Below are 24373 nucleotides of genomic sequence, written 5' to 3' on the forward strand. Positions count from 1 at the left end.
ACGTGAACGACCGGCATGTGGCGCTCGTACGCGCTTTCTTCGACGCACTCAGCCGTGGCGACCTCGACGCCATGGCCGCCCTGTACCACCCCGAGGTCAGCTTCGGCGACCCGATCTTCCAGGAGGTCGAGGGACGCGACAAGGTGATGGCGATGTGGCAGCTGCAGCTCGGGGGCCGTGGCGGGCTGCGCGCCGAGTTCGACGACGTGACGGCCGACGACCGCTCCGCCACCGCGCGCTGGCGCGCCCACTACACCTTCACCGGGACCGGCCGCGAGGTCGACAATCCCATCGAGTCGTTCTTCCGCTTCGAGGACGAGCAGATCATCCGCCACCACGACGCGTTCGACTTCAAGCACTGGTCGCGCAGCGCCCTGGGCAAGCCGGCGGGGCTGATCCTCGGCTGGACACCCGGCTTCCGCAAGAGCATCCGTGACCGGGCCAGGCAGGCTCTGGAGGAGGTGGCATGGCAAGGGTGAGCCGCTTCCTCCGGGGCAGCCAGCGCGAGCAGGCCCCCGAGGAGTCGATGGACCCCCGAGGCGAGGAGGACGAACTCCCGTACCGGCCCAGCGTGATCGACAACGCCCTCTACGTCGACGGCTACCGCATCGACACGCCCGGCTCCCTCGCCGACGCCTTCGCCGCGCTCAAGAACACCCCCGGCAGCATGGCCTGGATCGGCCTCTACCGCCCCAAGGACTGGGAGCTGGCCAAGCTCGCCGAGGAGTTCGACCTGCACGAGCTGGCCCTCGAGGACGCCATCGTGGGCCACCAGCGGCCCAAGGCCGACCGCTACGGCGACACCCTCTTCGTCGTGCTGCGCGCCGCGCGCTACATCGACGAGGAGGAGGAGGTCGCCTTCGGCGAGGTCCACGTCTTCGTCGGCCCCAACTACGTGATCACCGTACGGCACGCCGAGTCACCCGACCTCGGCGTGGTCCGTCGCCGCATGGAGTCCGACCCCGAGCTGCTGCGCCAGGGAGCCCAGGCGGTGCTGTACGCCATCCTCGACGCCGTCGTCGACGGCTACGCGCCCGTCGTCGCCGGCCTCCAGAAGGACATCGACGAGATCGAGGTCCAGGTGTTCGGCGGAGACCCGGCGGTCTCCCGGCGCGTCTACGAGCTGTCGCAGGAGGTCATCGAGTTCCAGCGGGCCACCCGCCCCCTGGTCCCCATGATCGAGGGGCTCATCGCGGGCGCCGGCAAGTACGGCGCCGAGGAGGACCTGCGCTCCTACCTGCGCGACGTGAGCGACCACGCGATCACGGTCTCCGAGCGCGTGGCCGACTTCCGCCAGAACCTCAACGACATCCTCACCGTCAACGCCACCCTCGTCACCCAGGCGCAGAACGACGAGATGGCCAAGATGACCGAGGCCAGCATCCGGCAGGGCGAGGAGGTCAAGAAGATCTCCGCCTGGGCGGCCATCCTCTTCGCCCCGACCCTCGTCGGCACCATCTACGGCATGAACTTCGACTTCATGCCCGAGACCCACTGGGTCCTGGGCTACCCCTTCGCGGTCATGCTCATGGGAGCCGTCTGCGTGATCCTCTACTTCGTCTTCAAGCGCCGCGACTGGCTCTGACCGCCCTCCCAGGAGGCCCACAACCGCTCGTAGACGCCGCCCGCGGCGACCAGCTCGTCGTGGGTGCCGACCTCCACCAGGCGTCCCGCGTCCATCACCGCCACCCGGTCGGCGTCGCGGGCGGTGTGCAGGCGGTGGGCGATGGCGATGACGGTCCTGCCCTCCAGCACCGCGGCGAGCGCCTGCTCGGCGCGCCGTGCCGTACGGGGGTCGAGCAGGGCGGTCGCCTCGTCGAGGATCACGGTGTGCGGGTCGGCGAGCACGACACGGGCCAGCGCCAGCTGCTGCAGCCTGGCCCCCTCCAGCGGGCCGGCCTGCGCGTCGAGCGACTCCACCCAGTCGGCCCCGACGGCCGCCAGCGCCTTGTCCAGGCGGGCGTCGTCGGCCGACGGATCGGCCAGGAGCAGGTTGTCGCGGATGCTGCCCAGGAACAGGTGCTGCTCCTGAGTGACCAGGACGACCTGCTCGCGCAGCACGTCGGGCGGCAGGTCCGCCACCGGCACCGAGCCGACCGTGACCGTGCCCAGGCGGGGGCGGTCGATGCCCGCCAGGAGCTTGCCCAGCGTGGTCTTGCCCGCGCCGGAGGGGCCCACGATCGCCAGGTGCTCGCCCGGCCGTACGGTCAGGTCCACCCCGGCCACCACGTCGTCGCCGTCGTAGGCGTAGTGCGCGTCGCGCACGACGATGCGATCGTTCTCGGGCCGCCGCGCGCCGACCGTCGCGGGAGAGCGTACGGCCACGCCCTCGACACGGGCGAACGCGGCGCCGCTGCTCTGCAACTGCTCGATCCAGATCAGGATCGTCTCCAGCGGCTGGCTGAGCTGGAGCAGGTAGAGCGCGCACGACACGACCGCGCCCAGGCTCACCTGCCCGCCCGGCAGCAGCAGCCCGCCCAGCAGCAGGACCAGCACCACCGGGAGCACCTGCGACACGTCCACCGCGGGAAAGAGCACGTTGCGCAGGAACAGCGTGCGGTGCTGGGTGCGCCTGCTGTGCTCCACCGCGTCCGCGGCGATGCCGGCCCGCCGCTCCTGCAGGCCGAGCGCCTCGATCGTGCGGGCGCCCGCGGCGTTGGCCGCCAGCTGCTCGGCCAGGGCGGACCGGGCCGCGCCCTCCTCCAGGTAGGCGGATCTGGCGCGGCGCAGGTACCAGCGCGAGGCCAGCACCATCCCGGCCATCCCGGCCAGGCCGCAGGCGCCCAGCAGGGGGTTGACGAGGAAGACCGCCGCCACGAGGAAGAGCGCCTGCAGCGACGAGACGAGCACGGCGGGGGCGGCGTCGCGCAGGGTCCGCCCGACCAGGGCCACGTCGGTGGTGCCGCGCGCGGCCAGGTCGCCGGTGCGCACGTGCTCCACCGTCGCGTACGGCAGGGCGAGCACGCGGTCGAGGAACTGCCCGCGCACCCGCTCCTGGACCCGCTCGCTGAAGCGCGTGCCCGCCAGTTCGGCCCAGCGCGACAGCAGCAGCCTGGCCAGAGCCGCCGCCACGATGCACGCCGCCAGCGCGTCGACCGGCTGCCCGGCGCGCACGTGGTCGACGATCCGGCCCAGCAGCCACGGGCTGACCAGCGCGGCCGCCGCCGCCAGGGCGTTGAGCACCAGGGTCGTGAGGAATCCGCGCAGGTCCTGCCTGACCAGGCGCACCGCGGCGCGCCTGACCTGCTCGCGCCCGGCGACGGGCAGGCTCTCGCTCACGCCAGCACCGCCCGGTAGACGGGGCTGGAGCCGAGCAGGTCGTCGTGGGTGCCGGTCTCGACCACGCGGCCGTCGCGCAGCAGGCAGACGGTGTCGGCCTGGGCGAGCAGGAGGCGGGAGGTGGTGGCGACGACGGTGGTGCGTCCGTCGCGTGCCGTACGCAGCCTCTCGGCCACCAGGGCTTCGGTGGTGGCGTCCAGCGCCGAGGTGGGCTCGGCGGCCAGCAGGACGTCGGGGCCGGACAGCAGCGCCCGCGCCAGCCGTACACGCTGGCGCTGGCCGCCCGACAGGTTGCGGCCGCCCGCCTCGATCACCGAGTCGAGCCCGTGGTGGGCGACGTCCTGCGCGGCGGCGGCGTGCAGGGCCGCGCACAGGCTCTCGTCATCGTGCTCGCCGCGGCCGCTGAGCACCTCGCGCAACGTTCCCGTGAAGATGGCGGCGTCGTGGTCGGCGACCAGGACACGGGCGCGCACCCCGGCGATCTCGCCGACCGGCGTGCCGTCCCAGGTGGCCGCCGGCTCGAACCCGCCCAGGCGTTCCAGCACCGCGGCCGACTCCTCGGGGCGGGCGCTGACCAGGCCGGTCAGCCGTCCGGGCGCGACCTCCAGGCCCGAGAGCGGGTCGTGCAGAAAGGCCGGTTCGCCGGGGGCGGGCGCGGTGCCCGGCGCGGGTGGTTCGAGGGCGAGGAAACGTGTCACCTGGCGGGCGGCCACCAGGCCGTGCGAGATCTGGTAGCCGCCCTCGATGAAGAACGACAGCGGGACGATCAGCATGGCGATGTAGCCGTAGACGGCGACCAGCTCGCCGACCGTGATCGTGCCCTCGGCGGCGAGCCTGGCCGCCAGCCAGGTGACCGCGGCCAGGAACAACGCGGGCAGGCCGGTGCCCAGCGCGCTGATCCAGCTGGTCAGCGCGGCCACCCGGTAGCCCTGCTCGCGCAGTCCCGCCGACTCGTGACGGAAACGTTCGGCGTAGGCCTGCTTGCCGCCGAAGGCGTTGAGCACGCGCAGCCCCTCGATCACGTCGACCAGGCGGCCGGTCAGCCCGCCCTGGCTGTCGCGGTAGTCACCCTGCACCCGCAGATGCCCCCTGAGCAGCGGGCCGACCGCGACCACCAGTACCGGCACGCCGACCAGCACCACCACCGCCAGCGGCACCGAGACCTGCAGGAGCAGGAGCGCCACCACCACGCAGCTGAGCACCGCGCCGACGCCGGGACCGGTGACGGTCAGCGAGGCCGCGATGGTGATGACGTCGCCGATCCCGATCGTCACGACCTCCCCGGCCGAGAGCCGTCCGGTCAACGAGGCTCCCAGGCGGTTCACCTGCTCGACCAGGCGGCCGACGGTGCGGAAGTTGGCGTCCATCCGGATCTTCGTCATCGTGCGGTGCCGCATGCCCGCCAGCCACGCGGTCGCCACGCCGGTGGCCAGCAGCGCCCCGGTCCACGCGGTCAGCGCGCTCGCGTCGCCCGTGGCCAGGCCGTCGTCGATGGCCCGCGAGAGGAGGTACGGGGGGAGGGTCAGCCCGACCATCCAGAGCGAGCCCAGCGTCGCCCCGAGCGCGACACGGCCCTTCTGGGACCAGGCCAGCCAGCAGAGATATCGGAAGGCCGCCTTCATGCAGATCACGCTAGGCCATGGCATGACCAGCTCTTGGTCAAGGGTCGACCGTTCGATATGGTGAACGTATGGTTCAGCATAATGTGTATCTCGATGACACCTACCTCACCGAGCTGGACACCGAGATCGTCGCCTCCGACGGCCTGACCTGGGCGGCCGTGCGCGACAACATCTTCCACCCCCAGGGCGGCGGCCAGCCCGCCGACCGTGCCTGGCTCGGCGACCAGGAGGTGCACCCCGTCAAGGACCACGCCGGCGGCCTGGTCGTCGTCGAGGGGGCCTTCGCCGTCGGCCGGCCGGTGCGCGCCCGCGTCGACCGCGACCTGCGCCTCCTGCACGCCGCCCTGCACACCGCCGGTCACCTCGTGGAGGCGGCGGGCCGCGCCCAGGGCTGGACCATGGCGGCCGGCAACCACTTCCCCGGCCAGGCCAGGGTCGAGTTCGACTTCGTCGAGACCGCCGGCGCGCGGAGCCTGCAGGAGTTCGTCGACCGGGCGATCGCCGACGACCTCAAGGTCGCGGCCGAGCTGTCCGACGACGGGCACCGCATCGTACGGCTCGGCGACCTGCACGCCGCCCCGTGCGGCGGCACCCATGTCGGCAGCCTGGGCGACCTGGCGTCGGTGCGCGTCACCGCCGTCAAGGCCAGGAAGGGCCGCACCCGGGTCTCCTACACCGCCACGCACGCCCCGTCCGGCACGGCGTGATGACGAACCGCAGCAGCGCCGCCGCCGCGGCCGGAGCCCAGGTACGGCAGCGCAGACAGCAGCGCGGCATGAGCCAGGCCGAACTGGCCAGGCGCACCGGACTAAGCAAGGCCACCCTCTCCCAGCTCGAAGCGGGCACGGCCAACCCCACGATCGACACGCTCGACTCGATCGCCGTCGCCCTCGCCATCCCGCTGACCGACCTGCTCACCCGCGACGGCTCGCCGGGCACGGTCCACCTGCGCGCCACCCCCGCCGCGCGGGACGAGCCGACGCGCGAACTGCTGCGGCGCATCAGCGGCGGCCACAGCCTCGAACTGTGGCGCCTGCGCCTGCCCGCGGACACGGCGGTCGAGGGCGTGCCCCACGCGCCGGGGACCGTCGAGCACCTGCTGGTCGCCTCGGGCGCGCTCCGGGCCGGGCCGGCGGAGGACCTGCGCGAACTGGCGGCGGGGGACATGCTGGCGTTCGCGGGCGACGCGCCGCACGCCTACCGGACGGGCGCGCTGGCCGCCGACGTGACGGTCGTGATCGCCTCCCCGGCCAACCTCGGATGAGCCCCGCCCCTAGCCGGCGGCGGCGTCGTCCACCCGCCGCCCGAGACCGCGCAGGCCGCTTCCGAGGCTCGCGACGGCGGAGAGCGCCACCACCCAGCCAGCGAACACCAGCGAGGTCGTCATGGGGGTGAGCCGATCGAGCAGCCAGCCCGCCAGGACGGTGCCGACCGGGGTGGCGCCCCAGATCACCATGCTGAAGGCGGTGCCCACCCGTCCGAGGAGATGGTCGGGGGTGACCTCGAGCCGGTAGCTGAGGGCGGCGATGCCGAACAGCGGCATGGAGACGGTGAAGAGCCCGAGAATCACCGCGATCACCACGAGATGGGTGGAGAAGGCCATGAGGATCCACAACGCGGCCTGCGCCCACAGAACGGACAGCAGCGTCCCTCCGAGGCCCAGGCGCTTCTTCACGCAGGGCGCGACGAGGGCGCCCGCGACGCCGCCGACGCCGATGGCGGTGAACATGACGCCGATCGCCGTCGGGGAGGCTCCGGCCTGCCGGGCCGTGACGATCACCACGAGGGCGATCCCGGAGATGGCGATCTGCAGGCCGGCGGCTGTGACCGCGATCAGGCGCAGCGCGGAGTGGTTGGCCAGCCAGCGCAGGCCGTCGAGGATCTCCGCGCGCAGGCCGCCTCTCGCGGTGGCGTGCGCGTCGTCGCGCCGGAACGGGGCGCGCACGAACGACAGGCACAGGGCCGAGGCCAGGTAGGACAGCGCGTCGGAGAGGAAGGGCAGGCCGCGCCCGAGCGCGAACAGGGCGCCGCCGAGCGTGGGTGCGAACACGTTGACGGCGGAGGAGGCGGTCTCGCGTGCGGAGACGGCGGCGGTGAGCTGCTCCTTGCTGACGATGTTCGGCAGGCAGCCCTCCTCGGCCGCGCTGAAGAACACGTAGAAGACGCCGCCCAGGAAGGCCGTGATCACCAGGTGCGCCACTCCCGGCTCGCCCAGCCACAACGCCACCGGGATCGTGGCGATGTTGGCCCCGCGGCACAGGTCACAGACGATCATCACCCGCTTGCGGTCCCAGCGATCCACGAGCGCCCCCGCGACCAGCCCCAGGAGCAGGTACGGCAGGGCCCGCGCGGCGCCGACCAGGCCCGCGACGACGGGCGAGCCGGTCAGCGTCAGCGCCAGGAGAGGGAAGGCCAGCTGGGAGACGCCGCTGCCGAAGTCGGACAACGAATGCCCGAGCCAGACCAGCCGGAAGTCGCGGTTACGCCACACGGGGGCCTCTTTGTGATTGAGTGTGTCAGGATGTGCCTGACGAGGCTAGCCATGTAAGGGTCTACCTGACAACCCCTTCCGTGGCGGTCTATTGACGTCGAATCCAGTTCGGGAGACGGTCGAGCCGTGGACCTTGACCTAGTCCGGGAGGCCTGAGGTGCGGTTCGGAATCTTCTACGAGCACCAGTTACCGCGCCCCTGGGATGCCGGCACCGAGCAGCGGCTCTACGCCGACGCGCTCGACCAGGTCGAGGTGGCCGACCGGATGGGCTTCGACTACGTCTGGGAGGTCGAGCACCACTTCCTGGAGGAGTACTCCCACTCCTCGGCGCCCGAGGTGTTCCTGGCCGCCGCCTCACAGCGCACCAGCAACATCCGCCTCGGCCACGGCATCGTGCAGATCCCGCCGCCGGTCAACCACCCCGCCAGGGTCGCCGAGCGGGTCGCGACGCTCGACCTGGTCTCCGGAGGGCGCGTCGACTTCGGGACGGGGGAGGGCAGCGCCGCCGCCGAGCTGGGCGGGTTCGGGGTGCCGCGCGACCGCAAGCGGGAGATGTGGCACGACGCGCTCGACGCGATCACCCGCATGTTCGTGGAGGAGCCCTTCGCGGGCTGGGACTCGCCGCACCTGAAGATGCCGCCGCGCAACGTGATCCCGAAGACGGTGCAGAAGCCGCATCCTCCCCTCTGGGTGGCGTGTTCACGGCGCGAGACCATCCTGCTGGCCGCCCGCAACGGGATCGGGGCGTTGTCGTTCGCCTTCGTGCACCCGGAGGAGGCGCGGCAGTGGTCGCAGGAGTACTACAGGCTGCTGGAATCGGAGGAGTGCGTGCCCGCGGGCTTCGCGGTCAACCCCAACCTGGCCTGCGTGCTGCCGATGATGTGCCACGAGGACCCCGCCGTCGCCCGCGAGCGCGGCGGCCTCGGGGCCGGGTTCTTCGCCTACGCCCTGGCCCACTACTACGGTCAGGGCGAGCACGCGCCCGGACACGGGAGCATCTGGGACGACTTCTCCCGCGACCGGCCCCATCTCGGGGCGCGCGGCACCGACCCGCTCGCCGGGGCGCTGGGCAGCCCCGCCCAGCTCGTGGAGCTGATCAGGCGCTACGAGGAGGCCGGCGTCGACCAGATGATCTTCGTGCTGCAGGCGGGACCCAACCGGCACGAGCACATCTGCGAGAGCCTGGAACTGTTCGGCAAGAAGGTGCTGCCCGTCTTCGCCGAGGAACGAGAGGCGCGCGAGCGGGCCAAGGCCGAGCGGCTCGCCCCGGCCATCGAGGCCGCCATGGCCAGGCGCTCACCGGCCAGGACGCTCGCCTCGCCGTACCTGATCGACGAGACGGGCGAGACCGCGCGCATCCGGCACCGCGGGGCGCCGCATCCGCGCGAGATGTGGTCGGGCGCCCGCAAGCGGGCCCGGCGCGGCGGGCAGAACGCGCTGGCCAGACTCGTGTCGGGGCGGGAGGACACCGACCTGGAACGATGGTTCGGCCCGCGCCAGCAGCGGGTGATGTTCGCGCTGATGGCCAGGGCCTTCGACGAGTCGAGGTCGGCGGGGTTCCAGGGGGCGATCGAGTTCGCCCTCCAGCCCGCCGAGACCTGGACCCTGATGGTCAGGGGCGCGCGGGCGCGGGCCTTCCGGGGAGCCACCCGGTCGCCGGCGCTGCGGCTGGAGCTGCGGGCCGCCGACTTCCTGCGGATCATCGCGGGGACGACGAACCCCGCCGGCCTCCTCATGTCAGGAAAAATCAGGATCAAGGGGGACATGACGCTGGCGTCCCGCGTGACCGAGATGTTCGGCGGGGCCAGTCCTTACTGATTCTCAGGTCAGCAGCTTGCGCGCGGCCCGCTCGATCTCCTCCTCCGACAGCAGCACGTGATTGGCCGCGTCGCCCAGCGGGATGAAGCTGTCGGACGAGGTCACCCGCGCGATCGCGCCCGTGAAGCCCGCGTCGAGCATCTCGGCCACGATGCCCTCGGCCACGCCGCCGCTGCGCCGCGTCTCGTCGGCGATGAGCACCTTGCCGGTGAGCTCGGCCGAACGCATCAGGTCCTCGACCGGGAGCGGAGCCAGCCAGCGCAGGTCGAGCACGCGGCAGCTGTAACCCTCCTGCGTCAGCCGTACGGCAGCGCGAAGGCTCATGCGCAGCCCGTTGCCGTACGTCACGATCGTCAGGTCGCGCCCGTCGCCGTAGGATCGCGCCCGCCCGATCGGCACGTGGGTCTCGGCCCACCGGTTCGGCGGCACGTACGGCGCGAGCCAGCCGCCGTCGCCCTCGTCGAAGAGATCACGGGTGTGGTAGAGCGCGATCGGCTCCAGGAAGACGCAGACCGAGCCCTCCGTGCGCGCGGCGGCCAGGCAGGTGCGCAACATGGCCGCGGCGTCGTCGGGACGGGCGGGCGCCGCGACTACGAGGCCCGGGATGTCGCGCAGCGCCCCGATGGCGTTGTCGTTGTGGAAATGCCCGCCGAAACCCTTCTGGTAGGCGAGCCCGGCCACCCTGACGACCATCGGGTTGACGTACGCGCCACGCGAGAAGAACGACAGCGTGGCCGCCTCGCCGCGGATCTGGTCGAGCGCGTTGTGCAGGTAGGCCAGGTACTGGATCTCCGGGACCGGCAGCAGCCCCGCCACCCCGGCGCCGAGCCCCAGGCCGAGGATGGCCTGCTCGTCGAGGTGGGTGTCGAAGACCCGCCCGGGGCCGAACCGTTTCTGCAGCCCGCGGGTGATGCCGTAGACGCCGCCCTTCTTCGCGACGTCCTCCCCGAAGATCATCATCCCGGGGTAGACCGTCAGGGTGTCGGCCAGCGTGTGGTTGATCGCCTGCGCGAGCGTCACGGACTTGCCGTGCTCGGGCAGCACGCCGCCGAAGGTGCGCTCACGCGCGGCGGGCTCCGCCGACACGGGCGCGATCTTGGCGATGAGGTCGGCCTTGCGCGGCGCGAGCGGCTCCATCACCTCGCGGGCCGAGCCCAGCCGCGGGCTTCGGGCGGCCTCGAGCGCCATGCGCAGCACCAGCTCGCGCTCCGACTCGTACATCTTGACCAGCTCGTCGGCGCTCGCCTGGCCCGACTCGACGAGGAGCCTGGCCGTCGCCACGAGCGGATCGCGCTCCAGATCGGAGCGGATCTCGCGGGCCGTACGGTAGGCCGACTCCACGTCCGAGCCCGCGTGACCCATCAGCCGGACCGTCGACAGGTGCAGGAAGACCGGCGCCCGCTGCTCGCGCACATGCTGGACGGCACGCCGGGCGGCGTCGTGGGCGGCGGCCAGATCGCAGCCGTCGGCCTGGATGTAGGTGATCCCGGGCCGCTGGGTGGCGGCCTCCACCCAGCCCTTGGGCGTCTTGACGCTGATGCCGATGCCGTTGTCCTCGCAGACGAACAGGATCGGCACCGCCTGACCCTGGTAGGTCGCGTAGGAAGCTGTGTTCAGCCCGGTCTGGGCGCTTGCGTGGTTGAGCGAGGCGTCGCCGAAGCTGCACACCGCGACCGCGTCGGCCGGCCAGGGCGACTGCAGGCCCAGCGCGCGGGCCCGCTCGATGGCGAAGGCCACGCCCACCGCGCGCGGCAGGTGGCTGGCGATGGTGGAGGTCTGCGGGATGACCGCCAGGTCGGGATGCCCGAAAACCTTGTGCCTGCCGCCCGAGATCGGCTCCTTGGACGAGGCCACCAAGCCCAGCAGCACGTCGCGCAGCCCCTGCTCGGGCAGGCGGTCGGCCATCGCGGAACGGGTCAGGTAGAAGGCGCCCGACCGGTAGTGCAGCAGGGCGGGGTCGTTCACCCGCAGCGCCGCCGCCACCGCCGCGTTGCCCTCGTGCCCGGAGGAACCGATGGTGTAGAAGCCCTCGTTCTGCTCGCGCAACCACCGCGCGGCCACGTCGAGCAGCCGGCTGCCGAGCTGGAACTGGAAGAGCCTGCGGGCCTCCTCGCCGGTGAGCGTCGTGCCTTCACGGACCGGCTCACGGGCGCCACGGGTCACGCCCGCGCTCAGCGCCTCAACCGCCTGGATGAACTGAGTCTCAACAGTGTCGCGCGCCACATGCCCGATTATGCATGCCCTGAGGGTACTTGCGAGGTGACATGTTGTGCCCGGCTTGGTTTGACAGGAATTAATAACAGGTTGTCAGACTTTTCAACCAATCCGGCTTCCCAGGCGTCTACTGAAGATAAGCGTGGCACCCTCAATGCCGCGTTCAACCCACGGGATCATCCCTAGGGAAGGACGGAACCCGAATGTTTCACCGCATCCGGGCCGTAGTTGTGGCGCTCGCCATGGGCGCCGGGGCTTTAGCCCTGGCACCTGCCGCGAACGCCGCCACCACGGCACCACCCGCGATGTCCAAGCTGGCCGTAAGCCCCGCCTCTCCCATCGACGTCACCGCGGCGCCGGTCAAGGTCACGGTCACCTTCGACACCACCGGAGCGAAGGGCACCCCCTCGCTCAAGCTCACCGGACCCGGCAGCCCGTCCGACGTGCGCGGGCCGTACAAGGTCGACGAAGGCGGCGGCAAGGAATTCTGGCGCGCCACCGCGGTCTTCGACGCCGACAACGTCGGCACCTGGACCGTCGCGGCCACGGCGGCCAACTCCGACGGCAACAACACCAACACGGCGACCTTCGCGATCGCCCTGAAGTCGAAGCTCGACACGAAGATCGTCGACTTCGACGCCGACCCCGACGTCGTGGCCAAGGGCGCCACCCTCACCGTGACCGGCCAGTTGCTGCGCGAGCGCAGCGGCTGGAAGGGCTACGAGGGCCAGCCCGTGAAGATCCAGTTCCGCGCCAAGGGCACCGACGCCTACGCCGACGTGACCACGGTCACGACCGGCGGCAGCGGCCACTTCAAGGCCGCCGTCAAGGCCGAGGCCACCGGCTACTGGCGTGCCCACTTCGCGGGCAACTCCGGCGCCAACGCCTCGACCAGCGACAGCGACGGCGTGGCCGTCAAGGAAGCCGACGCCCCGAGCCGGCTGAGCCTCGACGCCTACCCCGAGCCTGTCGACAAGGGTGACCGGCTCAACTTCAAGGGCGCCCTGCAGATCTTCGGCAAGGGCGGCTGGGACGGCGACTCCGGCTACCGCGTCGCCATCCAGTTCAAGCGCTCGGGCTCCGACCACTGGGAGCACGTGACCACCGCGACCACCGGCCATGACGGGCGCTACTGGGCCCGCGCGACCGCCGTGGCCTCCGGCTGGTGGCGTGCCGTCTTCGCCGGCGCCTCCGGTGTCGAGGGCTCGGCCAGCGCACCCGACTGGGTGACGGTCAAGCGCCCGACGCCGCCGCCGCCCCCCTCGAAGATGAGCAGCTCGATCGTCAGCTTCAACGCCTACCCCGAGCCCGTCAAGAAGGGCAAGTGGCTGCACTTCAAGGGCCGCCTGCTCGTCCACGACGGCCGCTGGGAGGGCTACGAGGCCCAGGTCGGCCTGTACTACTGGTCGAAGGGCAAGTGGCGCTTCGTCAAGACCACCTGGTCCAACGACAACGGCTACCTGCACACCAAGGTGAAGGCCGTGAAGTCGGGCTACTGGAAGTTCTACTTCCGCGGTGACGCGGAGGCCAAGAGCGACAGCAGCCGCAAGGACTACGTGAAGGTCAAGCGGTAACGGCAGCTCCACCGAGGGCCCTCTCCCGTTCGCGGGGGAGGGCCCTTTCGTCTGCCGTCCGCGGTGTCGCTATTGGTCACCTGGCCAAACGCGCCACCATGATCTCTCGACAGCGTGTCCTCACAGGTCGTTGACTGCTCTGCGGCCCCCCGAGAGATCATGACCGGGCGGGCGCAAGAGCCGTACCTCCCCCAAGAGGAGCAATGTCCCGTACCCCTCGCGCCCACCGCGCACTGGCCCTCGCCGCGGCGCTGGCGGTCACCGCCGCCGCGACCCCGGCGATCGCCGAACCCGCACCAGCAGGCGACCCCTCCACCTACATCGTCACCCTCGCCGAGCGACCCCTGGCCACCTACGACGGCGGCGTCGCCGGCATCGCCGCCACCAAGCCGGGCAAGGGCAGGAAGGTCGACACGACCAGCCCCGACGCCAAGCGCTATCGCGAGCGCCTGACCAGCCGCCACGACCAGGTGGCCGCGAGCGTCGGCGCCACCGCCTCCGGGCACTACTCGGTCGTCTCCAACGGCTTCACCGCCGAGCTCACCCCCGCCCAGGCCGTCAGGCTGCACACGACCGCAGGCGTCGTCTCCGTCGTGCCCGACCGCCTGCACAAGGCGCTCGACGACCGCAACTCCAGCGACTTCCTGGGCCTGTCCGGCGAGGGCGGGCTGTGGTCCGCGCTCGGAGGTACGGCGGAAGCGGGCAAGGGCATCGTGGTCGGCGTCATCGACACCGGCATCTGGCCGGAGAACCCCTCCTTCGCCGGTCCCGAGCTCGGCGACGAGCCGCCCACGCAGGCCGATCCGTACCGGCCCTACCGGTCGGGCACCACCACGGTGATGCGCAAGGCCGACGGGAGCACCTTCACCGGCACCTGCCAGACCGGGCAGGAGTTCACCGCCGACCTGTGCAACCAGAAGCTCGTCAGCGCCAGATACTTCGGCAAGGGCTGGCTGGCCGGCAACGACCCCGCCGCGCTCGGAGAGTACGTCTCCCCGCGCGACGGCGGCGGGCACGGCTCCCACACGGCCGGCACCGCGGCGGGCAACCACGGCGTGGCCGCCTCCGTCAACGGCATCGGCCACGGCACGATCTCCGGCGTCGCGCCCGGCGCGGCGATCGCCGTCTACAAGGCGCTGTGGAACGACCAGGGCACGACGACGGACATCCTCGCCGCCATCGACCAGGCCGTCGCCGACGGCGTCGACGTGATCAACTACTCCGTCGGCGGGCAGAGCGAGTCGCCCGTGCTCGACCCCATCAACATCGCCTTCCTGCACGCCGCCGCGGCCGGCGTGTTCGTCGCGGCAGCCGGAGGCAACAGCGGGCCGTCGGCCTCGACGCTCGACAACACCATGCCCTGGGTGACGACGGTCGCGGCCACCACGATCGCCCCCTACCTGGGCGACGTGCGGCTCGGCGACGGCACCCTCCTGCACGGCGCCAGCAGCACCGTCACCGCGCCGTACGGCCCGCACCCCCTGGCCGTCGCCACGTCGGTGAAGGCCGGCGCGGCCACCGACGACGACGCCTCCCAGTGCGCCGCCGGCTCCCTCGACCCGGCCAAGGCCGCAGGCAAGATCATCTACTGCGTGCGCGGCGTCACCCCGCGCGTCGACAAGTCCGCCGAGGTCAAGCGGGCCGGCGGCGTAGGCATGATCCTCGGCAACCCCAGCGACCAGGACACCCTCGGCGACGCCCACACCGTGCCCAGCGTCCACATCAACCACCCCGACACCGGCACGCTGACCGCCTACGCCGCCACCCAGGGCGCCACCGCGACACTGCTCCCCGCCACCTCCGGAGGACCGTCCTACCCGCAGGTCGCCGCCTTCTCCTCGCGCGGCCCGTCGACCACCAACCAGGCGGACCTCCTCAAGCCGGACATCTCCGCTCCCGGCGTCGCGATCCTCGCCGCCGTCTCGCCCCCCGGCAACCAGGGCAAGGACTTCGACTTCTACTCCGGCACCTCGATGGCGACCCCCCACATCGCCGGCCTGGCCGCGCTCTACCTGGGCGAGCACCCGACGATGTCGCCCTCCTCGATCAAGTCGGCGATGATGACCACCGCCTACGACACCAAGACCCCCGACCTCCACGCCCAAGGAGCCGGCCACGTCGACCCCGCCCGCATGCTCCGGCCCGGCCTCGTCTACGACGCGACCTACGCCGACTGGCTCGGCTACGTCGAAGGGCTCGGCATCGACACCCAGACCGGCGTCGCGCCCATCGCCACCAGCAACCTGAACTACCCCAGCATCGCCGTCGGACGGCTCTTCGGCACCAGGACCATCACCCGCCGGGTGACCGCGCTGACCCCCGGCGTCTACCACGCCACCCTCGACCTGCCCGGCTTCAAGACCAAGGTCACGCCGTCCACGCTCGTCTTCAAGACCGCGGGCGAGACCAAGGAGTTCGCCGTCCGCATCGAGATGACCGCCAAGACCGGCAGCACCACCACCCCCGGAACGCTCACCTGGACCAGCGGCGACACCACCGTCCGCAGCCCCCTCGTGGTCACCCCGCTCTCCGCCCAGGCACCCGCCGAGGTCAACGGCACCGGCACCGACGGCTCCGTCACCTTCGACGTCGTGCCCGGCGTCGACAAGTTCCCCCTCGCCGCCTACGGCCCGGTCTCCGCCGACCACGTGCCCGGCACCGTCAGCCCCAGCGAGATCTGGGGCAAGGAGATCGCCGTCCAGGTGCCGGAAGACGCCAAGGCGCTCGCCTTCCACCTCACCCCCGGCTCCGACCAGGAAGTCGGCGCGCTCGTCTTCTCCGAAGGAGAGCACGGGCGGGAGTTCGAGGCCTGGGTGACCAGGTGGGAGGACTTCCGCACAGTGCTGGCCCGGCCCAAGGCGCGGACGTACATCATGGTCGTCGTCACCCTCGGGAACACCGACACGCCGTACAGCACACAGGTCAACCTCGTGACCGCGCAGTCGGTGGGGACCTTGCGGGCCGAGCCGCGCAAGGGGAAGGTGACGCCGGGCGTGGCCTTCCCGGTGACGGCCACGTGGACCGGCGCGGGGGAGAGGCGGGGGACGGGGTACATCGAGTACCCGAACGGGACGGGGACGGTTGTGACGATCAACTGACCTGACCTGAGCTGACCTGAGCTGGCCTGGCCTGACCTGCCTGTCCTGGCCTGACACGAGCCGGCTCGGCCCGCCCGGCCCGCTCGACCTACCTTGACCTGTCGCTGTGAGCCGTACTCCGTCGTCGAGGGGTGCGGCTCACAGCCATCGCCATGCCGTACGGCCCGCAGCGCACGCCGCGAAGGCGACGGCAGAGGCCCCACGGTTGCGCGGGCCAATCCGGCGCCCACTGGACAGCGACCCCAACCTGCAACCTGCTTCTACTTCGCGCGGCGATCAAGCCTCCCGAACCCGAGCCCCCGCCCCGAACGCCGGAGCCGAGCCCCGCCCCGAACCCCGGGGCCGAGCCCGCCCCGCGCCCACCCCGATCCGTGCGCCGAGCCCTCAAGGGCGCCCGATCCCTCGAGTCCGCCGAGTCCGTGGAGCCCCCCTCCGAGCCCGCACCGGTCCGGGCTCCGAGTCGCCCTCAAGCTCGCCCGAGCCCTCAAGCCCGCCCGAGCCCCGCCCGCGTCCCCCTCACAGCCAACCGCGTGCCGCCGCCTCCAAGCCCGCCTGGAACCGGGTCGTCGCGCCGAGCCGTTCCATCACGGCCGCGATCTTGCGTGTGGCGGTGCGAGTGCTGACCCCGAGCTGCCTCCCGATCGCCTCGTCTTTCAGCCCCGACTTCAGCAGCCGCAACACCACCTGCTCCTCCTCCGACGGCCCGTCATCGGGCGGCGCCTGCCGACCCGCCAGCGGCTGAGCCCGCTCCCAATACAGCTCGAACAACTCGATCAACGCATCGAGCAGCCGCGACGGACGCAGCACGGCGATGTGGTCGTAGACGCCGTCCATCAACGGCAACATCGCCGCCCGCCGATCGGTCACCCGCAACTTGAACGGCACATGCGGCAGCATCCTCGACCGCTCACCCTCCTGCGCCAGCCGCAGCAGCGTCTCCAATCGCCCAGGACGATGAAACGAAGCGGGACAGTAGATCACCCGCAGATCCACCCCTCGCGCCAGAAACTCCCTGGTGTTGGCCTCCTCCACCGCATTGGAGTCCCCGTACCCTTCGGGCCGGGCCACATAAGGCGGCGTGTCGAGATAAAGCACCTCCGAACTCGCCATCGCGTTCTGCTCCATCAACTCCCGCCTGACCGCCTGGGGATCGGACAGCACCTCCACCACCCCCGGAGCACCGGACGCCCCCATCCGCCCCGAGTCGTACAGCAGCGCCAGCTCCCCGGCCCCCTTGATCACCTCAGCCAGCCGGGCCTCCGCCTCCATGCGCCGCATGCTGACCAGCGAGGCCAGCGCCCCCTCCGGCCGCACCGCCTCATAGACGCCCGACCTGACCCTGCGCACCAGCCCGTTGCCGTCCAGCCTCGCCAACGCGGCCCGCACCCTCGGCGCCCCAACCTCCAGCACCGCGGCCAACTCCGCCGCCCGCCTGCCCGGTTGTCTCAGCAGCAGCCGGTAGACCCGCTCGTCGAAGCCGGAGACGCCCACCGCGGCAAGAAGCGGCTGATCGTTCACCTACCACCTGACCTGGCTTCATCTGACACGGCCTGAAAAATGTGGGTACCTTACCCCAGCCCCTCCGAGTGATCGTCAGCGGGCAGTACGAACGCCCCACCGTCGACAGCTGCCACCTCAAAGCCAACACGGCCGCCCCGCTGCCGGCGGCTGCCACCTCAAGGCACACGGCACGGCCGCCCCGCTGTCGGCGGCTGCCAGCTCAGCGCACGGCACAACTGCCCCTCGGCGCCATCCGGAGAAAGACAGCGCGGCACCCTTGCGGCCACGGTGCGCCGTGTACGGCCGGCCGAGCCTTCACCGTCCGTTTTGGGCACGACCTCCCACATCGTGTCCTGGCCAGGGCTGGCACTCGCCCCGAAACGAAAGCCGCGGCAAGATCCCACACCCACCCGTCAGAGCAGCCCACGCTCCAGCGAGACAGCCACGGCCGCCGCTCTCGTGTCGACGCCCAGCTTGGCGAAGACATGCTTGAGGTGCGTCTTCACCGTCGTCTCGCTGATCAGCAGGCAGCGGGCGATCTCCTTGTTGGCCAGCCCCTTGGCGACCAGTCGCAGCACCTCCTTCTCCCGTCCGCTCGGGGCCGCCCGCTCGAGGTTGATCAACGCCGCCGCCACCGAGGGGGCCAGCACCGCGCCGCCCCGCGCCGCCGTACGAACCGCGCGGTGCAGTTCCTCTCGCGGAGCGTCCTTGAGCAGGTAGCCCGAGACGCCGGCCGCCATCGCCCGCGCGATGTGGCTGTCGGTGTCGTACGTGGTCAGCACGATCACCCGGATGTCGGGATGATTCTCACGCAGCCGGACGATGGCGCCCACGCCGTCGAGGTTGGGCATGCGCAGGTCCATCAGCACCACGTCCGGGCGGCACGCTCGCGCCTGCGCGAGTGCTTCCAGGCCGTCACCCGCCTCGGCGACCACCTCGATGTCACTCACCCCGGCGAACATCCCGCGCAGCCCGTCGCGGACCACCGGATGATCGTCGACGATCATCAGTCTCAGCTGCCCGGATTGCTCAGACACCATGTCCTCCCGGTGACGCCGTCCTTCTCGAGCGTGGACCATGACAAGTGCCAGCTCGACTCCTTATCCGCGCGGGACGCTCAGGCACAACGCCGTCCCCTCGCCCGGAGCCGACTCCACCGTCAGGCTGCCACCGACGGACGCCGCGCGCTCCCGCATCCCTGCCAGGCCGACGCCCTGCCTGCTCGCCTGATCGAAGCCCCGGCCGTCGTCCACCACGTCCAAGGTCACCCCCTCGCCCATGTACGACAGCGTCACCACCGCCCGCCCCGCCCGCGCGTGTCGGGCGACGTTGGCCAAGCCCTCCTGTACGGCGCGCAGCACGGCCATCTCGACGTCAGGGCTCAGCGGCCGTGGCGGCCCGTTCACCGTCGCGGTGACCGGCACCCCGCTCCGCCGTGACCATCGCTCGGCTTCTGATCGCACCGCTTCGTCGAGGCGATCGGAGTCGAGAGGGCCTGGACGCAGCGCGTGCACGGAGCGGCGCGCCTCGGCCAGGCTTGCTCTGGCCAGGCTCTTGGCCGTCATGATGCGCTCGCGGACATCGCGTTCAGTACGCTCGCGCAACTCGCTTCCTGTTCGTTCACGCGCGACGGATTCTGCGCATTCTTTCGTGACGCGCTCCGCGCCTTCACGCGCGACGCCGTCCGAGTCCTGCCCTGTCGGGTCTTCGATGGCGGGGTGGGCACCCCTTCGCGCCTCGCCTGTCCCGGTGTCAGTGCGCCTGACCCCGCCGGCGTCACTCGTGGCGAGCGCGTCGAGTGCCTGTTCGGCTGCTTCCAACTGGGTGATGACGCCGCTGAAGCCCTGCGCAAGCGTGTCGTGGATCTCCCTGGCCAGGCGTGCACGTTCCTCCAGCACGCCCAGCGCCCGGCTCTGTTCGCCCATCCTGACCAGGTAGTTCACGAAGAGGCCGACGAGGACCAGCATGCCGAGGTTGGCCACGGCGGCGCCCAGGAGGCGTGGTTCGGTGCCGATCTGCTGAAGCCATCCGGCGCCGGCGAACAGGCTGAGGCCCATCGTGACCGCCATGCCGTACGCCCACTTACCCGGAAGCATGAGGTACGGCAGCGGGCACATGCCGAACATGACCGTCTGGTAGGCGATGTCGCGGCCCATGAGCACGACGGCCAGGGAGCACAGCACGATGAAGTGCCAGAGCATCGGGTGCACCCGCTCCAGCAGGTCGGGGCGGCGGTAGACGAACGCGTAGTGCCAGGCGGCCGCCACGCCCGCCGTGACCAGCGCCAGTGGGTCGAGGCCTCCGAGGACGTCGATGGTCACGCCGAGCGCGAGGCATCCGTAGTAGAGCCCGTGGAAGGCGACGATCCAGCGGTCGGGGGAGGGGCGCGGGGTCAGTCCCATCGGAACAGCGCGCCCGCGATCGCCATGCACACCGCGATTATCCCGGCCATCACGAGGAGCGGGAAAGCCTCGGGTGTGCCGAACCAGCCATCGCGTAATGCCTGGACGCCCTGGGTGAGAGGGAGCCAGTCGCCGATGCGGCGCAGGGTGGAGTTCAGGGCTTCGGGCGGGACGGCGGCGCCGCTCAGGAAGATCATGGGGAACATCACCACCATGCCGATCAGGTTGGCCGCCCGGTCGTTCGGGGCGAACGAGGCGATGACGAAGCCGATGGAGCAGGTCATCAGCGAGCAGGCGACGAAGGCCAGGGCAAGCGGGAGGGGATGGGCGGGCAAGTCTACGTCGAAGGCGACCAGGCCGACGGCGAACAGGAGCACCGATCCGGCCAGGCCCATCAGGACCTGGGCGCCGACCTGGGCGAGCAGCAGGGTGACGGGGGAGACCGGGGTGATCGCCAGCCTGCGCAACACCTTGCGCTCGCGGTAGGAGGCCAGGATGCCGGGCATGGCGGCGATGCCGCCGATGGCCAGGATCATCGCCAGGTAGCTGGGGAAGAGGATCTCCAGGTTGTCGTTGCCGCTGTTGAGCACCAGGAGCATGATCGGGAAGGCGAGCATGAAGAAGAGGCTGCCGGGATCGCGCGCCAGGAGCACGATCTCGCTGACCGACAGCCTGCCCAGCGCCTTCATCGCTCCACCTCGGTCAGGTAGGCCTCCTCCAGCGACGTGGCGCCCGCACGGGAGATCAGGTCGGCAGGCGTGCCCATGGCGGCGATGCGGCCCCCGCGGAGCATCGCCACCCGGTCGCAGAGATGCTCGGCCTCATCCATGAAGTGGCTGACCAGTACTGCGGTCACCCCTGACTCCTTCAGCTCCCCGATCAGCGCCCACGTCTCCCGTCTGGCCACGGGATCCAGACCGGTGGTCAGCTCGTCGAGCACCACCACCTCCGGGTCGCCGACCAGAGCCAGCCCCAGGAGAAGCCGCTGGCGCTGGCCGCCCGACAGGTCACCGAACGCCTTGCCGCGCAGGTGCTCCAGACCCCAGCGCCGGAGCACCTGCCGCCAGTCGGCCGGGCGGGCGTAGAAGGCGGCGAACAGGCGCATCGCCTCGCCCACCTTCATACGGTCGGGCAAGGCGCTCTCCTGAAGTTGAGCTCCCACCCGTTGGGCGAGTGCCCGACGTTTGCGGCTCGGGTCGAGCCCGAGCACGCGCACGGAGCCGCCGTCGGGGGAGCGCAGGCCCAGGATGCACTCCACCGTTGTCGTCTTGCCCGCGCCGTTGGGGCCGATCAGGCCGAAGATCTCTCCGGGTGGCACCGTGAACGAGACACCGTCTACGGCGACCATTTCGCCGTAGGTCTTGGTGAGGGCGTTGACCTCGATTGTTGCCATGCCCCAAGGGTGCCGGTGCGGCTTGCCGTACGGCATCGCCCGTTGCGGCCGAGGGGCATCCTCCATTTGGAGGATCGGAGGGTGGGGGGCGCACGTGAGGGCTTGTGCCGGTGGCGGTGACTGAAGAGGCTCTCCTGGGGAGGGAGAGCCACTTCAGGGTTGAGTCAGTGCTGTTGGGGGTGCGTCACTGCTTGGCGGCCATGGCGACGAGCAGAGATTTGATCTCCGCCAGCTCGCCGTCGATCTTCTCGAATCGGGCGTCGACCGTGGTGCGCCACGCGTCGACCGTCGTGCGCCACGCATCGATCTCACCGAAGCGACGATCCATCGCCGCCTCGAGTCGGTTCGCCTCGGACGTGACGTGGTCGCGCAAGTTCTGCGCGACGTGGTCGATCCTCAGGTGGACGAGGTCGAATCGCTCCGCAATGCTCACTCCCGGCACACCACTGATGGTAACTGCTTCGAGCACGGCCACCCGGCCCTTCAGGTTGTCGATCTCCGCTTTCACATTCATGAGCGCTCCTCGGAGGGAAGGAACTGGGAACGATCAGGAAAGTTACCCTCCGCAAAGACTCTGTGTCAGAGAATCACCAAAGATCCTCCCCTGCCCGGCGAAAGGCGATAAGCGTCAGTCAGCCCTCCTGAACTGCGCGATAGCCACCCCCAGCAACGCCGCCCCGATCGCCGCCACGAGCCCGAGTTCCACCGGGATCGGCACCTGCCATCCGAACCACTGCACGCCGGGGTTGAGCATCGCGTCCACCTCCGGCGGCACGGAGACGGCGGCGAAGACCGCCTGCCGCATCGGGTCCACGGCGTACGTCAGCGGGTTGACGGTGGTCAGCACGTGCAGCCACGACGGCAGGTTCGCCAGGGGGAACATGGCGCCCGACAGGAAGATCATCGGCATGATCGCCATCTGCATGAGCCCGAAGAAGGTCTGCATGTTCTTCATGCGTGCCGCCAGCGTGACGCCGAACGCGGTGATCGTGAAGGCGGCGAGGAACATCTCGAACAGGAGGGTGAGCATGAGCGGCGGGGAGTACGGCACGCCGACGAGGCCTGCCATGGCGAGGATGACGATGCCCTGGCCGACGGCGACGATGGCGCCGCCGAGGCATTTGCCGACGACGATGGCGCCGCGCGAGACGGGGGCGACGAGCATCTCGCGCAGGAAGCCGAACTCGCGGTCCCAGACGATGGAGGCGGCCGAGAACATCCCTGTCATGATCACGGTCATGGAGATCATGCCGGGGTACATGAACGTGCGGTAGTCGATGCCGGGGATGGCGCCCTGGACCAGGCTTCCGAGGCCGGTGCCCATGACGAAGAGCCACAGCACGGGCTGGAGGAGCATCGACAGCATGCGGGTGCGGTCGCTGACGAACCGCAGCATCTCGCGGTGCAGCACCACTTTGACGGCGCGCAGGTCGTGGCCGAAGGAGCGGCCGGGCACGCGTACGGCGATCGCTTCCGCGCTCATCGGCGGGCCATCGCTTTCATCCACTGGTTGCCCGCCCCCGACTCCTCCGCGTCCCGGATGGTCGACCCGGTGTAGTTCATGAACACGTCGTCCAGCGAGGGCCGTGACACGCTCACCGACTGGATCGGCAGCCCGAGCTCGGCGAAAAGCCGCGGCACGAACTCCTCCCCGGAGGCGACCGCGAAGGTCACCGCCCCCTCGTGCACGGCGGCCTCGAGCCCGAAGCACTCGCGCAGGGCGAGGATGGCCGCCCCCTCGTCGGGCGTGTGGATCTGCACCCGGTCCTTGCCCACGCTGGCCTTGAGTGCCTCGGGCGAGTCGACCACCACGATCTCGCCGTGGTCCATGATGGCGATGCGGTCGCAGTACTCGGCCTCGTCCATGTAGTGCGTCGTCATGAAGATCGTGATGTCCTCGCGGTGACGCAGCTTGTTGATGTAGCCCCAGATGGCCGAGCGGGTCTGCGGGTCGAGCCCGACGGTGGGCTCGTCGAGGAAGAGCACCCGTGGTGAGTGCAGCAGCCCGCGCGCGATCTCCAGGCGCCGTTTCATGCCGCCGGAGAAGGTCATCACCTTGGCGTCCTTGCGGTCCCACAGCGCCACCATCTCCATGACCTGGCGCAGGCGCTCGCCGACCAGGCTTTTGGGCACGCCGTACAACTCGGCGTGGAAGCGCAGGTTCTGCTCGGCGGTCAGGTAGCTGTCGAGTGTCGGGTCCTGGAACACTAAGCCGATGTTGGCGCGGACCTGGTCGCGGGCGGTGACCACGTCGTGGCCGGCCACCCGGGCCTGGCCGCCGGTGGGGTGGATCAGCGTGCACAGCATGCTGATCGTGGTGGTCTTGCCGGCGCCGTTGGGCCCGAGGAAGCCGAAGACCTCGCCGGGCGCCACCTCGAAACTGACACCTTTGACCGCTTCGACCTTGCCGTAGGTCTTCTTGAGTCCCTGTACGGCCACAGCAGGGGTCGTCATCTAGTCCTCCGCCAGAATCTTGAACATCGATCGGCGCGTCGACCTGAGGAGTTCCTTGGCCTCGGCGACCTGCCGGTCGTTGGCCGAGCGGGTGAGGTGCAGGAACGCCTCGCCGAGCTGGCCCCACAGCAGCCGCAGTTCGTGCCGGTCTTCGGGCACGGTGCGGGCCACTTCGTCCCAGGGGGCGCTCTGGCCGGCGCGGCGCTGGTGCTCGGCCCGGCCCTTGTCGGTGAGCCGGTAGGTACGGCTGCCACCGTACTCCTCGGCGGTGACGAGTTCCTCGTCCTCCAGTTGCTGGAGCGCCGGGTAAACGGATCCGGGGCTGGGGCGCCAGATCCCGCGGCTGCGTCCGGCGATGTCCCGGATCATCTGGTAGCCGTTCTTCGGCTCTTCGGCCAGGAGGGACAGCAGCGCGGCGCGCACGTCGCCGCGCCGCACACTCGGTGCGTGCATGGCATGCTCTCCTCAACTATCGAGATATCACAAAGATATATCTAGAAGTGTCGGACAACAACGGCCGCCAAGAA

The 24373-nt window shown here is 70.7% G+C and carries 20 protein-coding genes; 7 read left to right on the plus strand and 13 right to left on the minus strand.

All coding sequences use genetic code 11. From position 1 onward, the window contains the following. The first annotated feature begins 2 nt into the window (after positions 1–2). Together HNR30_RS30555 and HNR30_RS30560 are read left to right on the plus strand one after the other, a co-directional pair. Positions 3–479: a nuclear transport factor 2 family protein gene (locus tag HNR30_RS30555; RefSeq protein ID WP_181613507.1), complete on the plus strand. Its 477-nt coding sequence runs from the start codon at positions 3–5 to the stop codon at positions 477–479. Beyond that, positions 467–1585 carry a magnesium and cobalt transport protein CorA gene (locus tag HNR30_RS30560; RefSeq protein WP_181613508.1) on the plus strand — a complete coding sequence of 373 codons (1119 nt, stop codon included), beginning with the start codon at positions 467–469 and terminating at the stop codon, positions 1583–1585. The genes HNR30_RS30555 and HNR30_RS30560 overlap by 13 nt, the downstream gene beginning before the upstream one ends. On the opposite strand, the gene HNR30_RS30565 is transcribed toward HNR30_RS30560, so the two are convergent. After that, entirely contained in the window at positions 1552–3279 is a 1728-nt protein-coding gene (locus HNR30_RS30565; RefSeq protein WP_181613509.1) for an ABC transporter ATP-binding protein, read from the minus strand. The two genes, HNR30_RS30560 and HNR30_RS30565, sit on opposite strands and share 34 nt — an antisense overlap. Continuing rightward, the gene (locus HNR30_RS30570; protein WP_220134157.1) at positions 3276–4901 is read right to left on the minus strand and encodes an ABC transporter transmembrane domain-containing protein; all 1626 of its coding nucleotides are present in this window, start codon (positions 4899–4901) and stop codon (positions 3276–3278) included. The genes HNR30_RS30565 and HNR30_RS30570 overlap by 4 nt, the downstream gene beginning before the upstream one ends. 68 nt (positions 4902–4969) lie before the next feature. Here HNR30_RS30570 and HNR30_RS30575 point away from each other — a divergent pair, with 68 nt between their 5' ends. Both HNR30_RS30575 and HNR30_RS30580 read left to right on the plus strand, forming a co-directional pair. Then, a complete protein-coding gene (locus tag HNR30_RS30575; protein WP_181613511.1) occupies positions 4970–5608 on the plus strand; it encodes an alanyl-tRNA editing protein in 639 nt (212 codons plus the stop codon). Beyond that, entirely contained in the window at positions 5608–6165 is a 558-nt protein-coding gene (locus HNR30_RS30580; protein WP_181613512.1) for a helix-turn-helix domain-containing protein, read from the plus strand. The genes HNR30_RS30575 and HNR30_RS30580 overlap by 1 nt, the downstream gene beginning before the upstream one ends. Positions 6166–6174: 9 nt before the next feature. Here the strand turns inward: HNR30_RS30580 and HNR30_RS30585 are convergent, their stop codons facing one another. Then, positions 6175–7392: an MFS transporter gene (locus HNR30_RS30585; protein ID WP_181613513.1), complete on the minus strand. Its 1218-nt coding sequence runs from the start codon at positions 7390–7392 to the stop codon at positions 6175–6177. Between the two features lie 157 nt (positions 7393–7549). Here HNR30_RS30585 and HNR30_RS50355 point away from each other — a divergent pair, with 157 nt between their 5' ends. Next, positions 7550–9211, plus strand: coding sequence for an LLM class flavin-dependent oxidoreductase (locus HNR30_RS50355; protein ID WP_181613514.1), 1662 nt, complete (start codon positions 7550–7552; stop codon positions 9209–9211). Between the two features lie 3 nt (positions 9212–9214). Here the strand turns inward: HNR30_RS50355 and HNR30_RS30595 are convergent, their stop codons facing one another. Then, complete coding sequence (locus HNR30_RS30595) at positions 9215–11434, minus strand: thiamine pyrophosphate-dependent enzyme (RefSeq protein ID WP_181613515.1); 2220 nt, start codon at positions 11432–11434, stop codon at positions 9215–9217. A 194-nt stretch (positions 11435–11628) separates the two neighbouring features. Between HNR30_RS30595 and HNR30_RS30600 the strand changes: the two genes are divergently transcribed. Both HNR30_RS30600 and HNR30_RS30605 read left to right on the plus strand, forming a co-directional pair. Next, positions 11629–12999, plus strand: coding sequence for a hypothetical protein (locus HNR30_RS30600; protein WP_181613516.1), 1371 nt, complete (start codon positions 11629–11631; stop codon positions 12997–12999). A gap of 203 nt (positions 13000–13202) precedes the next feature. Then, positions 13203–16097 (plus strand): S8 family serine peptidase, encoded by a 2895-nt coding sequence (locus tag HNR30_RS30605; RefSeq protein WP_181613517.1) that lies wholly within the window; start codon positions 13203–13205, stop codon positions 16095–16097. Between the two features lie 516 nt (positions 16098–16613). Here HNR30_RS30605 and HNR30_RS50360 read toward each other — a convergent pair. The 9 genes from HNR30_RS50360 to HNR30_RS30650 form a co-directional block, all read right to left on the minus strand. Next, positions 16614–17615 (minus strand): helix-turn-helix transcriptional regulator, encoded by a 1002-nt coding sequence (locus tag HNR30_RS50360; RefSeq protein WP_181613518.1) that lies wholly within the window; start codon positions 17613–17615, stop codon positions 16614–16616. Positions 17616–18010: 395 nt separating this feature from the next. Further along, complete coding sequence (locus HNR30_RS30615; RefSeq protein ID WP_181613934.1) at positions 18011–18604, minus strand: response regulator; 594 nt, start codon at positions 18602–18604, stop codon at positions 18011–18013. Between the two features lie 93 nt (positions 18605–18697). After that, a complete protein-coding gene (locus HNR30_RS48360) occupies positions 18698–19999 on the minus strand; it encodes a sensor histidine kinase (protein ID WP_246379600.1) in 1302 nt (433 codons plus the stop codon). Beyond that, positions 19990–20688, minus strand: a complete 699-nt coding sequence (locus tag HNR30_RS30625; RefSeq protein WP_181613519.1) for an ABC transporter permease — start codon at positions 20686–20688, stop codon at positions 19990–19992. Before HNR30_RS30625 ends, HNR30_RS48360 begins: the two co-directional genes overlap by 10 nt. Beyond that, positions 20685–21392, minus strand: coding sequence for an ABC transporter ATP-binding protein (locus HNR30_RS30630; protein WP_181613520.1), 708 nt, complete (start codon positions 21390–21392; stop codon positions 20685–20687). The genes HNR30_RS30625 and HNR30_RS30630 overlap by 4 nt, the downstream gene beginning before the upstream one ends. A gap of 184 nt (positions 21393–21576) precedes the next feature. Next, positions 21577–21906, minus strand: coding sequence for a hypothetical protein (locus HNR30_RS30635; protein WP_181613521.1), 330 nt, complete (start codon positions 21904–21906; stop codon positions 21577–21579). Between the two features lie 114 nt (positions 21907–22020). Further along, positions 22021–22875 (minus strand): ABC transporter permease, encoded by an 855-nt coding sequence (locus HNR30_RS30640; RefSeq protein WP_181613522.1) that lies wholly within the window; start codon positions 22873–22875, stop codon positions 22021–22023. Further along, on the minus strand, positions 22872–23846 hold the full coding sequence (locus tag HNR30_RS30645) for an ATP-binding cassette domain-containing protein (protein ID WP_181613523.1): 975 nt from the start codon (positions 23844–23846) through the stop codon (positions 22872–22874). The genes HNR30_RS30640 and HNR30_RS30645 overlap by 4 nt, the downstream gene beginning before the upstream one ends. Further along, on the minus strand, positions 23847–24299 hold the full coding sequence (locus HNR30_RS30650) for a PadR family transcriptional regulator (protein WP_181613524.1): 453 nt from the start codon (positions 24297–24299) through the stop codon (positions 23847–23849). Between the last annotated feature and the right edge of the window lie 74 nt (positions 24300–24373).

It is taken from the genome of Nonomuraea soli, assembly GCF_013761175.1.
In the GTDB taxonomy this organism is placed as follows: domain Bacteria; phylum Actinomycetota; class Actinomycetes; order Streptosporangiales; family Streptosporangiaceae; genus Nonomuraea; species Nonomuraea soli.

What these genes read in the sequence shown, in the direction of transcription:
- HNR30_RS30560 (WP_181613508.1), top strand. Translation starts at nt 467, where the DNA reads ATGGCAAGGGTGAGCCGCTTCCTCCGGGGCAGCCAGCGCGAGCAGGCC.
- HNR30_RS30570 (WP_220134157.1), bottom strand. Translation starts at nt 4,901, where the DNA reads ATGAAGGCGGCCTTCCGATATCTCTGCTGGCTGGCCTGGTCCCAGAAG.
- HNR30_RS30575 (WP_181613511.1), top strand. Translation starts at nt 4,970, where the DNA reads ATGGTTCAGCATAATGTGTATCTCGATGACACCTACCTCACCGAGCTG.
- HNR30_RS30580 (WP_181613512.1), top strand. Translation starts at nt 5,608, where the DNA reads ATGACGAACCGCAGCAGCGCCGCCGCCGCGGCCGGAGCCCAGGTACGG.
- HNR30_RS30600 (WP_181613516.1), top strand. Translation starts at nt 11,629, where the DNA reads ATGTTTCACCGCATCCGGGCCGTAGTTGTGGCGCTCGCCATGGGCGCC.
- HNR30_RS30605 (WP_181613517.1), top strand. Translation starts at nt 13,203, where the DNA reads ATGTCCCGTACCCCTCGCGCCCACCGCGCACTGGCCCTCGCCGCGGCG.
- HNR30_RS30615 (WP_181613934.1), bottom strand. Translation starts at nt 18,604, where the DNA reads ATGATCGTCGACGATCATCCGGTGGTCCGCGACGGGCTGCGCGGGATG.
- HNR30_RS48360 (WP_246379600.1), bottom strand. Translation starts at nt 19,999, where the DNA reads ATGGGACTGACCCCGCGCCCCTCCCCCGACCGCTGGATCGTCGCCTTC.
- HNR30_RS30625 (WP_181613519.1), bottom strand. Translation starts at nt 20,688, where the DNA reads ATGAAGGCGCTGGGCAGGCTGTCGGTCAGCGAGATCGTGCTCCTGGCG.
- HNR30_RS30630 (WP_181613520.1), bottom strand. Translation starts at nt 21,392, where the DNA reads ATGGCAACAATCGAGGTCAACGCCCTCACCAAGACCTACGGCGAAATG.
- HNR30_RS30635 (WP_181613521.1), bottom strand. Translation starts at nt 21,906, where the DNA reads ATGAATGTGAAAGCGGAGATCGACAACCTGAAGGGCCGGGTGGCCGTG.
- HNR30_RS30640 (WP_181613522.1), bottom strand. Translation starts at nt 22,875, where the DNA reads ATGAGCGCGGAAGCGATCGCCGTACGCGTGCCCGGCCGCTCCTTCGGC.
- HNR30_RS30645 (WP_181613523.1), bottom strand. Translation starts at nt 23,846, where the DNA reads ATGACGACCCCTGCTGTGGCCGTACAGGGACTCAAGAAGACCTACGGC.
- HNR30_RS30650 (WP_181613524.1), bottom strand. Translation starts at nt 24,299, where the DNA reads ATGCACGCACCGAGTGTGCGGCGCGGCGACGTGCGCGCCGCGCTGCTG.